The sequence below is a fragment of the Rhodopseudomonas palustris HaA2 genome, assembly GCF_000013365.1.
In the GTDB taxonomy this organism is placed as follows: Bacteria; Pseudomonadota; Alphaproteobacteria; order Rhizobiales; family Xanthobacteraceae; genus Rhodopseudomonas; species Rhodopseudomonas palustris_J.
Window position 1 is genome coordinate 2,389,930 of sequence record NC_007778.1, and the last position, 15,062, is coordinate 2,404,991.

The 15,062-nt window shown below is 67.7% G+C and carries 11 protein-coding genes; 6 read left to right on the forward strand and 5 right to left on the reverse strand.

Features of this window, described 5'->3' with window-relative positions; all coding sequences use genetic code 11:
• The first annotated feature begins 114 nt into the window (after positions 1-114).
• Positions 115-1,641, forward strand: coding sequence for a class I adenylate-forming enzyme family protein (locus RPB_RS10570; protein ID WP_011440996.1), 1,527 nt, complete (start codon positions 115-117; stop codon positions 1,639-1,641).
• A gap of 190 nt (positions 1,642-1,831) precedes the next feature.
• Here the strand turns inward: RPB_RS10570 and RPB_RS10575 are convergent, their stop codons facing one another.
• A complete protein-coding gene (locus RPB_RS10575; RefSeq protein WP_011440997.1) occupies positions 1,832-2,716 on the reverse strand; it encodes an acyl dehydratase in 885 nt (294 codons plus the stop codon).
• Positions 2,717-2,937: 221 nt separating this feature from the next.
• On the opposite strand from RPB_RS10575, the gene RPB_RS10580 reads away from it, so the two are divergent.
• The 4 genes from RPB_RS10580 (at position 2,938) to RPB_RS10595 (ending at position 7,936) form a co-directional block, all read left to right on the forward strand.
• On the forward strand, positions 2,938-4,152 hold the full coding sequence (locus RPB_RS10580; RefSeq protein WP_011440998.1) for a CaiB/BaiF CoA transferase family protein: 1,215 nt from the start codon (positions 2,938-2,940) through the stop codon (positions 4,150-4,152).
• Positions 4,153-4,329: 177 nt separating this feature from the next.
• A complete protein-coding gene (locus tag RPB_RS10585; RefSeq protein ID WP_041798189.1) occupies positions 4,330-5,466 on the forward strand; it encodes a thiolase family protein in 1,137 nt (378 codons plus the stop codon).
• Complete coding sequence (locus RPB_RS10590) at positions 5,463-5,831, forward strand: Zn-ribbon domain-containing OB-fold protein (RefSeq protein WP_011441000.1); 369 nt, start codon at positions 5,463-5,465, stop codon at positions 5,829-5,831. The genes RPB_RS10585 and RPB_RS10590 overlap by 4 nt, the downstream gene beginning before the upstream one ends.
• The gene (locus tag RPB_RS10595; RefSeq protein ID WP_011441001.1) at positions 5,828-7,936 is read left to right on the forward strand and encodes an acetate--CoA ligase family protein; all 2,109 of its coding nucleotides are present in this window, start codon (positions 5,828-5,830) and stop codon (positions 7,934-7,936) included. Before RPB_RS10590 ends, RPB_RS10595 begins: the two co-directional genes overlap by 4 nt.
• Before the next feature lie 43 nt (positions 7,937-7,979).
• Here RPB_RS10595 and RPB_RS10600 read toward each other — a convergent pair whose 3' ends face one another.
• The 3 genes from RPB_RS10600 to RPB_RS10610 all read right to left on the reverse strand — a co-directional run bounded on the left by RPB_RS10600 (position 7,980) and on the right by RPB_RS10610 (position 11,866).
• Positions 7,980-8,531 carry a hypothetical protein gene (locus tag RPB_RS10600; RefSeq protein ID WP_011441002.1) on the reverse strand — a complete coding sequence of 184 codons (552 nt, stop codon included), beginning with the start codon at positions 8,529-8,531 and terminating at the stop codon, positions 7,980-7,982.
• 79 nt (positions 8,532-8,610) lie between these two features.
• Positions 8,611-10,680 carry a TRAP transporter permease gene (locus tag RPB_RS10605; RefSeq protein WP_011441003.1) on the reverse strand — a complete coding sequence of 690 codons (2,070 nt, stop codon included), beginning with the start codon at positions 10,678-10,680 and terminating at the stop codon, positions 8,611-8,613.
• Positions 10,681-10,705: 25 nt separating this feature from the next.
• A complete protein-coding gene (locus tag RPB_RS10610; protein ID WP_011441004.1) occupies positions 10,706-11,866 on the reverse strand; it encodes a TAXI family TRAP transporter solute-binding subunit in 1,161 nt (386 codons plus the stop codon).
• A 514-nt stretch (positions 11,867-12,380) separates the two neighbouring features.
• Here RPB_RS10610 and RPB_RS10620 point away from each other — a divergent pair.
• On the forward strand, positions 12,381-13,349 hold the full coding sequence (locus RPB_RS10620; protein ID WP_011441006.1) for an IclR family transcriptional regulator: 969 nt from the start codon (positions 12,381-12,383) through the stop codon (positions 13,347-13,349).
• Between the two features lie 64 nt (positions 13,350-13,413).
• On the opposite strand, the gene RPB_RS10625 is transcribed toward RPB_RS10620, so the two are convergent.
• Entirely contained in the window at positions 13,414-14,697 is a 1,284-nt protein-coding gene (locus tag RPB_RS10625; RefSeq protein ID WP_011441007.1) for an MFS transporter, read from the reverse strand.
• Positions 14,698-15,062 lie beyond the last annotated feature (365 nt).

The window sequence follows — 15,062 nt, forward strand, 5'->3', positions numbered from 1 at the left end:
CGCCTTCGGCGGTGGACGCGGCAAAGACGTGGATGGCCGGGACAAGCCCGGCCATGACGGCAAGCGGGCCGGCAGTCGCGTCCCCATTGAACACTCGATTTGCGGGGGCTTGCGATGAATCTGTCCGAATGGCTCGCCGCGAGCGCACGGCTGCGGCCGTCCGCGCCGGCCTTGCTCACCGGCACCACGATCGAGGCGGACTACGCGACGTTCGCGCAGCGCGCCGCCTCGTTCGCTGCAGCGCTGCAGCGCGACTACGGCATCGTCTCCGGCGACCGCGTCGCGCTGTTCGCGCATAATTGCACGCAATATCTCGAGGCACTGTACGGCATCTGGTGGGCGGGCGCGGTGGCGGTGCCGATCAACGCCAAGCTGCACGGCAAGGAAGCGGCGTGGATCTGCAGCAATTCCGGCGCCAAGCTGGCGCTGATCTGCGACGACACCGCGGACACTTTCAACGAGGCCGCGGGCGAATTGCCGGCCCGCATGGCGACGCTGGCGCTCGACAGCGACGCCTACATTCGCGCCCGTAGCGGCGACGGGCCGGCGGCGCCGGCGGCGCGCGAGGACGGCGATCTCGCCTGGCTGTTCTACACCTCCGGCACCACCGGCCGGCCGAAGGGGGTGATGCTCAGCCACGGCAATCTGATCGCGATGTCGCTGTGCTATTTGGCCGATGTCGACACGGTGTCGTCCGATGACGCCGCGCTCTATGCCGCGCCGATCTCGCACGGTGCCGGGCTCTACAACATGATCCACACCCGGTTCGGCGCGCGTCACGTCGTGCCCGCCTCCAAGGGCTTCGACCCCGACGAGGTGCTGACGCTCGGCAAGCAGCTCGGCAACGTCGCGATGTTCGCCGCGCCCACCATGGTGAAGCGGCTGGTCGAGGCCGCAAGGCGCCGCGGCGAGCGCGGCGAGGGACTGCGCACCATCGTCTACGGCGGCGGCCCGATGTATCTCGCCGACATCCGCGACGCGCTCGACGTGATGGGCCAGCGCTTCGTGCAGATCTACGGCCAGGGCGAATCGCCGATGGCGATCACGTCGCTGAAGCGCGAGTTGCACGCCGATGTCGATCATCCGCGCTATCTGCAGCGGCTGGCCTCGGTCGGCACCGCGCAGAGCGCGCTGTCGGTGCGGATCACCGGGCCTGACGGCGAGGTGCTGCCGGCCGGCGAGACCGGCGAGATCGAGGCCAAGGGCCCGACCGTGATGCTCGGCTACTGGAACAATTCGGACGCCAACGCCGAGACGCTGAAAGACGGCTGGCTGCGCACCGGCGATGTCGGGCGCCTGGACGAGGACGGCTTTCTCACGCTGTCGGACCGCTCCAAGGACGTGATCATCTCCGGCGGCACCAACATCTATCCGCGCGAAGTGGAAGAAGCGCTGCTGACGCATCCCGCGGTGCGCGAGGTCTCGGCGATCGGCGTCGCCGATCCGGAATGGGGCGAGACCGTGGTCGCCTGTGTGGTGCTGGCGGACGGATCGGAGCCCAGCGACACTGCGCTCGACGCGCATTGCCTCGCCGCCATCGCCCGCTTCAAGCGGCCGAAGCGCTACGTCTATCTGGAAGCGTTGCCGAAGAACAATTACGGCAAGGTGCTGAAGACCGAGCTGCGCAAGATGGTGACTTAGTCTCCGCCGTCATTGGGGCAGCGGCCCAGCCTATCCACGAGCGTCATCCTGAGGTGCCTGCCACGCCGCGTCGCGGCGTGGCAGGCCTCGAAGGATGAGCCGCAGTCCCTGTCACCGCATCCTTCGAGGCTCGCTACGCTCGCACCTCAGGATGACGGCTGCGGACGGGAGTCACTCTGGAGTAACAGGATCAACGCATCACGCCCACCATCGCCGGCCGTTCGTCGCCGTCGACCCACAGCGCGAAATCGTCGCCGTCGTCGCCCGCGGCCTGCCGCAGCGTGACGGCGCGGCCGTAATACACCGGGCCTTTCAGCCACAGATCGAGCTGGCGCGGCGGCGCCTGTGTCGGCGCGAGGTGCCCGAGGCATTGCGCGGCGATCCGCTGCGGATGCGCGGAGGCCGCGGCGAAGCCGGCCCGGCGCGCATAGGCGTCGAGCAGATGCAGCGGATTGGTATCGCCGGTGAGCCGCGTGAAGCGCAGCCGCTGGCCGCCCTCGACCGTCCAATGCGCGACCGGCGGCAGCGCGGGATCGACCACGGGCGACGCGGACGGCGCACCATCCGCTGCGCCGCGCGAAAACAGCGGCGTGAAGCGGCCGCGATAATAGAACGTGGTGATGCTTTCCCAGGGGCAATCGGCGCCCTGCAGCAATCGGGCGTGGACGTCCAGTTCGATGCCTTTGCCATGGACGCGCCAGGCGATCGCCCGCGCGATCAGGTCGGACGGGAACGCGACCTTGACGTCGCCATGACGGATCATCCGGTTGCGCAATTGTAGTGCGCGCCAGATCGGGATCGGCCAGCGCGGATGCATCAGCATCGCCAGCGTCAGGCGGAATCCGGTGACGTGCGGCGCCAGCAGCAGCAGCCGCTCGGTGGTGACGTCGTCGTTGCGCCCGGCGAGGCGCTGCAGCACGTCGAGCGCCTGTCGGCTGATGCGGTAGTCGCGCCAGATGAAGCTGAATTCGGGGAAGCCCTGCTCGGCGTGCCAGCCGGACGACGGCCACAAAGCGCCGAGGCCCATCGCCGGCAAGGACGGCGGCGCGAGGAACGTCTTGTGGTGCGTCGTCATCTGGCGGTCTCTGGCGGTGTGGTCGCGCGGGGGCCGGACCGCTCAATGCAGACATCCGCCGTCGCGGTCAATGTCCGCACGCGATTCCGTGTCGCGGAACATCGCCGGCCGGCTGGGCGCCATGCGGCCGGGCGCGCTTGATCTTCGCGCGCGCTCCACGCTACACGGGAACGACGGCGCCCCGAGAGCGCCGCTATCCGCACCGGGGAGCGATCGCGACGATGGGGCCACTCGCAGGCGTGACGATCGTCGACATGACGTCGGTGCTGATGGGGCCTTACGCGACCCAGATGCTGGGCGATTACGGCGCGGATGTCGTCAAGATCGAGTCCCCCGACGGCGACGTCACGCGGCAGATCGGCCCGGCGCGGAATCCCGGCATGGGACCGGTGTTCCTCAATGCCAACCGCAACAAGCGCAGCATCTGCCTCGATCTCAAACACGCCGCCGGCCGCGACGCCGCGCTGCGGCTGATTGCGGGCGCCGACGTGCTGGTGTACAACGTGCGTCCGCAGGCGATGGCGCGGCTGCGGCTCGGCTATGACGAGGTCGCGGCGATCAATCCGCGGCTGATCTATGCCGGGCTGTTCGGCTTCGGCCAGGACGGACCCTATGCGGCCAAACCCGCTTATGACGATCTAATCCAGGGCGCGACAGCGCTGCCGGCGCTGAACGCGCGTATCGGTGACGGCACGCCGCGCTACGTGCCTAACGCGCTGGTCGACCGCATCGTCGGGCTCACCGCGGTCGGCGCGATCTGCGCCGCGCTGGTGCATCGCGACCGCACTGGACAGGGGCAGCGCGTCGGCGTCCCGATGTTCGAGACGATGGCGGGCTTCGTGATGGGTGATCATCTCGGCGGGCTCACCTACGAGCCGCCGCTCGATCGCGGCGGCTATGCCCGGCACCTGTCGCCGGACCGCCGGCCGTACCAGACCGCCGACGGCTACATCTGCGCGATGGTGTACAACGACAAGCAGTGGGGCAGCTTCCTGCGCGCGATCGGCCGCGACGATCTGCTGAGCGACGAGCGTTACACGTCGTTCGCCAAGCGCGCCGTGAACATCGACGTGGTCTATGCCGAGCTGGCGCGGATCTTCCTGACGCGCAGCACGGCGGAGTGGACGGAACTGCTCGATGCCGCCGACGTGCCGGCGATGCGGATGCACGATCTCGAAAGCCTGCTCGACGATCCGCATCTGGTCGCGACCGATTTCTTCCCCGTCGTCGATCATCCGAGCGAAGGCCCGATCCGCGACATGAGAGTCTCGGCGACCTTTGCGGCGACGCCCGTCGCGCGCCAGCGCCTCGCGCCGCGCTTGGGCGAGCAGGGGGCGGAGGTGCTGCGCGAGGCCGGCTACAGCGACGACGAGATCGAGGCGCTGGCTGGATGCGGCGCGTTGAAGCTGCCGGCGGCGGGCAAGGTGGCGAGTTGAATCGATGCGCGTGATCGCTGACCATCGCAGACACCCTCTCGTTCGTCATTCCGGGGCGCGCGTAGCGCGAACCCGGAATCCATACTCCCGGCGGTGGCTATGGATTCCGGGTTCGCGCCAAGGGGCGCGCCCCGGAATGACGAAAGTGAGGATGATGCCAAGCGTCGGACGTTCATCATGAGCTACATCACCGGCGTCGGCCTCACGCCGTTCGGCAAGATCGATGGTTCGACGACGCTGTCGCTGATGCGCGACGCTGCCGAGCAGGCGCTCGCCGATGCGGAACTGACCCGCTCCGACATCGACGGGCTGCTGTGCGGCTATTCGACGACGATGCCGCACATCATGCTGGCCACCGTGTTCGCCGAGCATTTCGGCATTCGTCCCGCCTACTGCCACGCCGTGCAGGTCGGCGGCGCCACCGGGATGGCGATGGCGATGCTGGCGCATCAGCTGGTCGAGAGCGGTGCGGCGAAGAACATTCTGGTGGTCGGCGGCGAAAATCGCCTGAGCGGGCAGAGCCGCGACGCCTCCGTGCAGGCGCTGGCGCAGGTCGGCCACCCGGTCTACGAAGTGCCGCTCGGCCCGACCATCCCCGCGTATTATGGCCTGGTCGCGTCGCGCTACATGCACCAGCACGGCGTCAGCGAGGAAGACCTCGCCGCATTCGCCGTGCTGATGCGCGCGCACGCGGCCCTCCATCCCGGTGCGCAGTTTCACGAGCCGATCAGCATCGCCGAGGTGATGGCGTCGAAGCCGATCGCCACGCCGCTGAAACTGCTCGATTGCTGTCCTGTGTCCGATGGCGGCGCGGCGCTGATCGTCAGCCGCGAGCCGACCACGACTCATCGTATCAAGGTCCGCGGTTGCGGCCAGGCGCATACCCATCAGCACGTCACCGCGATGCCGGCGGACGGCCCGTCCGGCGCGGAGCAGTCGATCGCGCGTGCCAAAGCTGCGAGCGGCGTGGCACTCGGCGATATTCGCTACGCCGCGGTGTATGACAGCTTCACCATCACGCTGCTGATGCTGCTGGAAGATCTCGGCCTCGCGCCCCGCGGCGAGGCGGCGGCGCGCGCCCGCGATGGTTACTTCTCGCGCGACGGCGCGATGCCGCTCAACACCCATGGCGGGCTGTTGTCCTACGGCCATTGCGGCGTCGGTGGCGCGATGGCGCATCTGGTCGAGACCCATCTGCAGATGACCGGTCGGGCCGATGATCGCCAGGTCCGCGACGCCTCGCTGGCGTTGCTGCATGGCGACGGCGGCGTGCTGTCGTCGCATGTCAGCATGTTCCTGGAGCGGGTGCGATGAGTGAGCCGGCGATGATCTCCGACTGGACCGCCGGCGACGAGGCCATCAGCGATCAGCGCTGCACCGCCTGCGGCGGCGTGCAGTATTTCCGCCGCGACTTCTGCGCCGCTTGCGGCAGCAACGATCTCGCCACGCTGCGCGCCAGCGGCGAGGGCGTCGTCCACGCCGCGACGCTGGTGCATCGCGCCGCGACGCCGGAGGCGCGTGAACATGTGCCCTTCAAGATCGTTCTGATCGACACCGCGGAAGGTTTCCGCATGATGGCGCACGGCGCCCAAGATCTCGCCATCGGCGACCGGGTGCGCGCGCGGTTTGCGCGCTTCACCGGCCGCCTCGTTCCCTATTTCGAAAGGACCTCTGCATGAGCCGTCTCCGCGCCGCCCTCGATCCGAAATCCGTGGCCATCATCGGCGCCTCGGACAATCCCAACAAGGTCGGCGGACGGCCGGTGCATTTTCTCGGCAAGTTCGGCTTTGCGGGCAAGATCTATCCGATCAATCCCAGCCGGCCCGAAATCCAGGGCCACAAGAGCTACGCGTCGCTGCAGGATCTGCCGGAAGCGCCCGAGATGGTGATCGTCGCGGTCGCCGGTGACAACGCCATCGCCGCGGTCGAAGATTGCGCGGCGTTCGGTGTCAAGATCGCGGTGGTGATGGCGTCGGGCTTCGGTGAGGTCGATGCGGGCGAAGGCAAGGCGAAAGAGCGCCGCATGGTCGCTGCCGCGCACAAGGCCGGGATGCGCATCGTCGGTCCGAACTCGCAGGGCCTCGCCAATTTCGGCACCGGCGCGATCGCGTCGTTCTCGACGATGTTCATGGACATGGACCGCGCCGCGGAGGACGCCAAGGGCCACGTCGCGATGCTGAGCCAGTCCGGCGCGCTGTCGACGGTGCCGGTCGGCTTCCTGCGCCAGAAGGGCATCGGCGTCCGCCACACCCACGCCACCGGCAACGATTCCGACATCACCGTCGGCGAACTGGCCTGCGCGGTCGCCGAGGACTCCGAAGTCAAGCTGATGCTGCTGTACCTCGAAAGCATCCCGGACAAGCGCTATCTCGAAGAGCTGGCGTCGATCGCACTCGATCGCGACCTGCCGATCATCGCGCTGAAGTCGGGCCGCACCGACGCCGGCAAGGCGGCGGCGCAATCGCACACCGGCGCGCTCGCCAACGAGGACCGCGTGGTCGACGCGTTCTTCGAACATCACGGCATCTGGCGCGCGCCGGACATGCGCGGCCTCGTCGAGGCGACCGAGCTGTATCTCAAGGACTGGAAGCCGCAGGGGCGGCGGCTGGTGGCGATCAGCAATTCCGGCGCCGTCTGCGTGCTCACCGCGGATGCCGCAACCTCCGTCGGCATGCCGATGGCGAAGCTGGCGCCGCAGACCGACGCGAAGCTGAAAGGCATCCTGCCGAGCTTCGCCACCACCACCAATCCGATCGATCTCACCGCGGCGCTGCTGTCGAACAGCGCGCTGTTCGGCGACATTCTGCCGGTGATCGCCGAGGACCCCGCCGCCGATGCGTTCCTGATCGGCGTGCCGGTGGCGGGGCCGGGCTACGACGTCGAAGCGTTCTCGCGCGATGCGGCGGCGTTCGGCAAACAGACCGGCAAGCCGCTGGTGGTGGCGGCGACGCAGCCGAGCGTGGCGCAGGCCTTCGCGGCGAACGGCACCTCGGTGTTTCCGACCGAAGTCGAGGCGGTCACCGCGCTGCATCAGTTCCTCGCGCATCGCGAACTGATGGCCAAGACACGCGCGCGCCGCACGGCGCTGGCGCCGGGCGAGGCGCTGATCGCATCGCCCGCCGCGGAGACCACGATGCTGAACGAGGCGGACAGTCTCGGTCTGCTGGCCGCGCGCGGCATTCCGGTGGTGCCGCATCGGTTGTGCCTGTCGCGCAACGAGGCGATCGCGGCGTTCAACATCATCGGCGGTCCGGTGGTGGTGAAGGGCTGTTCGGCCGATATCGCCCACAAATCCGAACTCGGCCTGGTGCGGCTCGGCGTCAATTCGGCCGATACCACCGGCGACATCTTCACCGAGATGGAGCAGATCATCGCGAAAAACGGCTCGCGCTTCGACGGCGTCATCGTCGCTTCGATGGCCGGCGGCCGCCGCGAGATGATGATCGGCGCGCATCGCGATCCGGTGTTCGGGCCGGTGGTGGTGGTCGGCGACGGTGGCAAATATGTCGAGATCGTCAAGGACACGAGATTGCTGCTGCCGCCGTTCACGGCGCAGGATGTGCGCGACGCATTGCAGTCGCTGCGGATCGCGCCGCTGTTCGCAGGCGTCCGCGGCGAGCCGCCGATGGATCTCGACGCGCTGGTCGACGCAGTGGTGAAGGTCGGCGCATTGATGCGCGATCCCGCCGCGCGCGTCGCCAGCCTCGACCTCAATCCGGTGATGCTCGGCAGCGAAGGTCAGGGCTGCGTCGTGGTCGACGCCGTGGTGTTCCACGGCGTCTGACGTGGCGGCGCGCCGGACGGACGACGCGCCGCAATCTCCGTCGTTACCCGAACCAGACCCGCACGATCCGTTCGGTGGTGGGCGACAGTTCGATATTGGCGCGGTCCGGCCGATAGTCGAGCGTCAAGATGTCGCCGGAGTGATACACGCGCAGCGACTTGCCGGTCAGCCCGCAGTCGGACGACCGGCCGGGCAGCAACCACGGCCATGGCGTGGCGTCGCCGCCGAACAGGGCGACCGCCTGCATGGCCTTGTCCGAGGTGTCCAGTAACGCCTCCTTGGCGTTGCCGCGGGCGTGGATGCGGACGCCGCGCAGCGGCTGGCCCGGCCCCCAATAGTCGGCCGGATCGCGCGGGATGGTCGTCTCGGCGACGACCGTGGTGATCACTTCGAGCACGATGCCGCCCGGCTCCTCGGCGACGAAGTCGAAGTCCTGAATGCCGTCGTCCGGCGGGCGGACGTAGAACCACGGCGACAATTCGGGGGTCTTCCATCCCGACGTCGGGACGGTGCCGTGGGCGACGATGAGGATTTGCGGAGGCTTGGTCTTGACCAGGCTGATATCAACCGAAGTCACTTCCATTATGCGCTGCATTGCAAAACTCCCGGCTATGAAATGCCGAGATGCTCCGCCGACGGCCCGAGGCTGTCCAGTGAAATAATCGCGAAAATCTTCACCGCAGCGACGGACTTGCGATATTTCGCGATCGTCCGCCGCGCCGCACCAGCAGCAGCGCGATCAGTACGGTCGGCGCGAGGATGCACAGCCCGAGCCCGGTGATCTGCGTCTGCGACAGCGGGTTGATGCCGCCGCCCGGCGTCGCCAGCACGAAGCCGCCGATCACCAGCGCCACGCGCAGCGGCCATTGCAGCGCGCCGGCGCGGCGCAGATCGCCGATACCGACCTGATAGCCCTGGATGCCGCCGCAGATGAACAGCGTGCCGAGCGCCGCCAGCGCCATCAGGCCGAGCGCGGCGGCATAGGGGTCCGGTCCCTGCAGCACCAGCGCCGGGTTCATCACGAAGAAGAACGGGATGAAATAGATGATGCTGCCGACCCACATCGATTCCCAGCCGGTCTTCATCGCCGGCGAGCCGGCGATGCCGGCGGCGGCGAAGGAGGCGATCGCCACCGGCGGCGTGATCGACGACAGCATGCCCCAGTAGAAGATGAACATGTGCACCGCCATCCGGTTCAGCCCGAGCTTCTCCAGCGCCGGCGCCACCAGGATGGCGAGGAAGATGTAGCAGGCGGTCGTCGTCAGGCCGAGGCCGAGGATGAGGCTGGTCACCGCGCACATCACCAGCAGCAGGAACACGTCGTCGCCGGCGATCCGCAGCAGGTCGCCGGCGAGGCTGGAGATCACGCCGGTCATCGAGAACGCGCCGATCAGCAGGCCGCAGCCGGCGAGAATGCCGATCAGCTCGACGAAGGTTCGGCCGTTGACCTCGAAGAACCGGGCGATCGTCGCCGGCGTCCAGCGCGTCTCGCGGGAAAAGATCTGGTTGAGCACCAGCAGTAGCGCGGTGGCATAGAACGGCGCGTGGCTCTCGCGCTTGAAGTGCAGCAGCATCACCACCAGCAACGCGATCACGAAGACGTAGTACCAGCCTTCCTTCAGCGTCTGCCCCAAGGCAGGCAGCTCGCTGCGCGGAATGCCTTCCAGCCCGTGCCGCGCGGCGTAGGAGTCCACCTGCATGAACAGGCCGATATAGAACAGAGCGGCCGGGATGATCGCGGCGAGCGCGACCTCGGCGTAGGAGACGTTGAGGAACTGCGCGATGACGAAGGCGGTGGCGCCCATCACCGGCGGCGCCAGCACCGCGCCGGTCGAGGCGCAGGCCTCGATCGCCGCCGCATAGGAGGCGCGGAAGCCGCTCTTCTTCATCACCGGAATGGTCATGGTGCCGGCGGTCAGCACGTTGGAGATGATCGAGCCGGACATCATGCCGAGCAGGGCGGAGGCGAAGATGCAGACCTTGGCGGCGCCGCCGCGGAACGTGCCGCAGATCGCGAACGACAGGTTGATGAAGAATTTGCCGGCGCCGGTCATCATCAGCGCGGTGCCGAACACCAGAAAGCCGATCACGGTGTCGGCGAAGGCCTGGATCGGGATGCCGAGCAGGCTTTCGCCGGACAGCACGTGATAGGCGGTCGCCTGTTCCAGCGTCGATTGCGAGCCGCCGAGCGGGCCGAGCCATCCGGCGCCGGCGAACAGCGGATACACCGTGAACGGGAACACGCAGAGCACGAGGCTCCAGCCGCCGGTGCGGCGCAGCGCCTCCATCAGCAGCGCCCACATCACCAGCCCAGCGACGAACACCTGCGTCGGCGCGCCGCCGAACTCCCAGCCGGCCTCGGCGGCCTTGCGGACATAGGCCATCAGCACCAGCGCGGAGACGGCGGTCAGCGCGAACAGCACGATATCGTACCACGGCACGCGGTCGAGCCGGGCCCGCGCCGAGCCGGGGAAGATCAGGAAGGTGAACGGCAGCATCAAGGCGATCAGGAGATAGAAATACTCGGTGTTGAGCTGGGTGTAGCCGACGAAGAACCGCAGCGAGAATTGCTGGTTGATGCACAGCAGGATCGTCGCCGCCGCGGCGGCGATCAGCGCCCAGCGCCAGGCGCCGCGCAGGGAGCGGACCCGCGTGACTTCGGCTTCCTGCATGTTGTCGACCGAATGCGGATCGTCGAACACGATCCGCTTGGTCGGCCGCGAGGCGTGCTGGTCTCGGCGCATGTGGCCCCCGTCGATGTCGGGGCGGCTACTGCGCGAATCCGTTCGGCATCTTCGCCTTCTGCAGCGCCGCGGCGCGCGCGGCCGTCCAGCCGTCGACGAACTCCTTGTCGCCGGACGGCGCGGAGGCGGTATAGTCCTTCCATGCTGCGGCGAGCACGGCCTGGCGCTTGATCAGGGCGTCATTGTGCGCCTGATCCTCGGGGCTCCATTGCCCGGCCTCCTGCAGCGCCTTCACCGCGCCGGGGTGGAACGGCACCACCCATTTCATGGTCTGGGTCTTCACCGCGAGGCCGGTGGCGCCCGGGGCGCTGTCCTTGTAGACGTCGTAGTTCACGATCATCGCCTTGGTGATGGCGTGGACCTGATCCGCCGGCTGCGTCGCATAGACGGTCGCGATCGGGTAGGGGTAGTTCGACAGTTCGATCGGCTTGCCCGGCTGATGCGCGGCGCCACAGGTCGACATGTGCGGATTGAAGAACGGCGCGACCTTCTTGACGCGCTCCCACGCCGCCTTGTCGGCGTGCGGCATCGGCGGCCAGATCAGCCCGCGCGGCGAGTTCTCGGCTTCCTTCGCCGGCCCGGTGATGGTGGTGCCGAAGGCGGCGTCGACGTCGTTGTTGACAAGGCCTTTCCACATCGCGCCGTAGCTGGCGAATTCGACGATCTTGACGTCCTTCTGGGTGAGATCGCCGAAGGCGATGATGCCGAGCGCGTTCTGGTTCAGCGCCGGCGAGCCGACCACGAAGCCGACGCGCTTGCCGCGCAGGTCCTTGATCTCCTTGACGCCGGCGTCCTTGGCGACGCCGAGCGACGAGCCGTTGCAATCGACCACGCTGAGGGTGATCTGCAGCGGCTGCGGGCCCCATTCCTTGGCGCCGAATTCAAACACGCCTTCCTGCGCGAAGTAGGTGCCAGATCCCATCCACGCCAGTTGCGCGCGGCCGGCGCGCAGCGGCGCGAGGCGGGCGACGTCGTTGCCGGCCGGCAGCACGCGCACGTCGGTGGCGAGCTTGTCCTTCATCATCTTGCCGACGGCGACCGCGATGTTGAAGCCCGCGGTACCGGTGTCATAGGCGGTAAACGCCAACGTCGCCGGCAGTTTCGCTTCGTCGGCACGCGCTGGAGTTGCAATCACAGTCGCGCACGTGACGGCGATGGACGCCAGCGGACCGAACCGTCGGATCATGTTTCTCTCCCCCTCATGCATTCGCTCGGGCGAATTGCGTTTCGACGATCATGTCACTGCGGATTCGCGATAGCAACGACGCAGCGCGAACGGTGCGCAGCGGCGCGTGGCGGATCGCCGTCTGGCGATGCGGCAATAGGTCGCCGCCGCGGCGACGGCGGACGCCAGCGGGCATTCGGCGCGGACGCCCGCCGCCGACCAGCAGCACGGCGAGAGCGACGGCGGCGACGAAGCGGCCGAATGCCAAGTCGATCGGCGACGCCGGCGGGGCGCCGGCCGGATCGCGGGTTTTTCCGCTTCGCGGCATCTGCCGAAAATCTTGCGTCGAGTAGCTGCAACGCCGTCGAACTGCGGAACGAGTTGAGGTTGTCGTCGCTGATCGGCTGATGTAGCTTCGTCCGTAAGTGGAATTTCATTCCGCAGAGTGAAATCAAAAAATGTGCATCGTGGCGGGGCTGATGGGCGCTTCCGTCATGGGGCATTCGGCATCAAGAACCACGCGGGAAAAACAAAAATGGGACGACGCTCGGAACGGCTCTGCAGACAGGCCAGCGGTGACCCCGCCGGCGAAAGCGATGTGATTCAGGTGGTGTCGCGCGCCTTCGACGTGCTGCGCTGCTTCGAGGGGGCGGAGACCCGCCTCGGCAATCTCGAAATCTCCAACCGCTGCGGCTTGCCGCGCTCGACGGTGTCGCGCCTGACCCACACGCTGACCCGGATGGGGCAGCTGGTGTATCTGCCGCGCGACCAGAAATATCGCATCGGCCCGAGCGCGGTGGCGATGGGCACGGCGATGATGCGCGGGCTGCAATTGCGCAATCTGGTCCGGACGCGGCTGCAGGAAGTCGCCGAGCAGATCCCCGGCACGATCGGGTTCCTGATCCCCGACCGGTTTCATCTGGTGTACTTCGAATACGCCCGCGCGCCGCATGCGCTCGGCCTGCATTCGACCACCGGCAGCCGCATCGCGATGGCGCAGACCGCCGGCGGCCACGCCTACACCGCGGCGCTCGACGAGGATGTCGCCAACGCGTTGCTGACGGAGATGAGCCGCGAGTTTCCGCAGCACGCGCCGCTGCTGCGCGATCGTCTCGAGGCCAACCGCGCGATGCTGCGCGAACGCGGCTACGTGGTCTCCTGCGGCCTGTTCAGCCCGCATATCAACGGCATCGCGGTGCCGATGTGGTCGCCGCAGTACCAGACCTATGTGGTGGTCAATATCGGCCTGCTGGCGGCGATGTATGACGAGCAGCGTATCCACGACGAGGTCGCGCCGGTGCTGCTGCGGCTCAGCGCGGCGATCGATGCCCTGATCCAGAACGCCGATGGCGGCCTGATGACGGTCGGCACCGCCGGCAAGGCGACCAGCCGGCCGCGGCCTGCGAGCAGTCTGGCCGCCGACGTCCGGCCCGACGTCCGGCCCGCCGGCCGGGCGCGCGAACTGGGCGCGGCGGAACCCCGACGGCAAGGTCAACCGGCATAGCCGGGCAGGCTTCGGGCGCCGCGGGCAAGGCTCGCGCGCGCCCGCGCGGCCTTGCGCTGCTCGCTCAGGCCGCCGCCGGCCGCGGGTGCTTGCTGATCGTCAGCACGATCAGCGCCGCGACGATGCACAGCGCGCCGGCGACGAAGAACGCCGGCAGGTAGCTGAGCAGGACGGTGCGGGACAGTCCGGCGCCGAACGCCGCGGTGGCGGCGCCGAGCTGATGGCCGGCGAAGATCCAGCCGAACACGATCCCGGCGCGCTCCGGGCCGAATTTCTGCGCGGTGAGCCGCACCGTCGGCGGCACCGTGGCGATCCAGTCGAGCCCGTAGAACAGCGCGAACAGCGACAGCCCGTAGAAGGTGAAATCGCTGAACGGCAGGAACAGCAACGACAGCCCGCGCAGGCCGTAATACCAGAACAGCAGCCAGCGATTGTCGTAGCGGTCCGACAGCCAGCCCGACAGGATGGTGCCGACGAAATCGAAGATTCCCATCGCCGCGAGCAGCCCGGCCGCCTGCACCTGCGGGATGCCGAAATCGGCACATAGCGGAATCAGGTGCACCTGGATCAGGCCGTTGGTCGATGCGCCGCAGATGAAGAACGTCGCGAACAGGATCCAGAACACCCGGGTCTTCGCGGCGTCGCGCAGCGCGCCCAGCGCCGCCGCCATGATCGGGGCATTGGCGGGCGGCGGCGGCGGCAGCGGCTCGCTCCCGGTATCGCCGAACGGCCGCAGCCCGAGATCGCCCGGCCGGTCGCGCATCATCAGCAGCACGCCCATCGCGGCGACGCCGAGGCCGCCGCACAGCAGCAGCAGCGCGACGCGCCATCCGTAACGTTCGGTGAGGCTCGCCAGCATCGGCAGGAACACCAATTGCCCGGTGGCGACGCTGGCGGTGAGGATGCCGACGACGAGGCCGCGGCGATGATTGAACCAGCGTGCCGCCACGGTGGCGCCGAGCACCAGTGCCGTCAGGCCGGTGCCGATCCCGACCGCGACGCCCCACAGCAGCACCAGCTGCCAGACCTGGCTCATCGCCACCGAGCCGATCAGGCTCGCGGCGATGATCACTTGTCCGGCGAGCGCGACATTGCGCAGGCCGTAGCGGTTCATCAGCGCCGCCGCGAACGGCGCCATCAGCCCGAACAGGATGAAACGGATCGACAGCGCCGAGGAAATCTCGGCGGTGGTCCAGCCGAATTCCTGCTGCAGCGGCAGAATGAAAACGCCCGGCGCGCCGACCGCGCCGGCCGAGACCAGCGCCGTGAGGAAGGTCACGCCGACCATCACCCAGCCGTAATGAATGTCGCGGCGGGCCAGGGCGGCGGACAGCCAGGTCGAGATCATGCGTCGGGTCCTGATGGATGGGAGGCGCTGCAGCGGCTCGCGGGCGAATGTATGATGCGGATCATATAATCCCACGCCCGCATTGCAAGGCGTCACCGCGCAACACGGCGTGATGAGATCAGCGTTTGCGTAATGTTGGAGCGGAATGGCTCATCTTCAAATCTTTATCCCGCTCCAGCTTCTCATCGGGCACGATCTTTTCCGAATCCAGTCGTCACTTTTCGGGACCATGCTCTGCCGCTTCCGATCGAGAAAGGCCATCAGCGTTTGCTGCTTGCGGGTAAAGCTGCTCTAGAATCTTAGTTTAAAAACCTGTTGCAACTTAATCGCGAATAGATAATCTCTTTCATATTTTAAGGAACGCA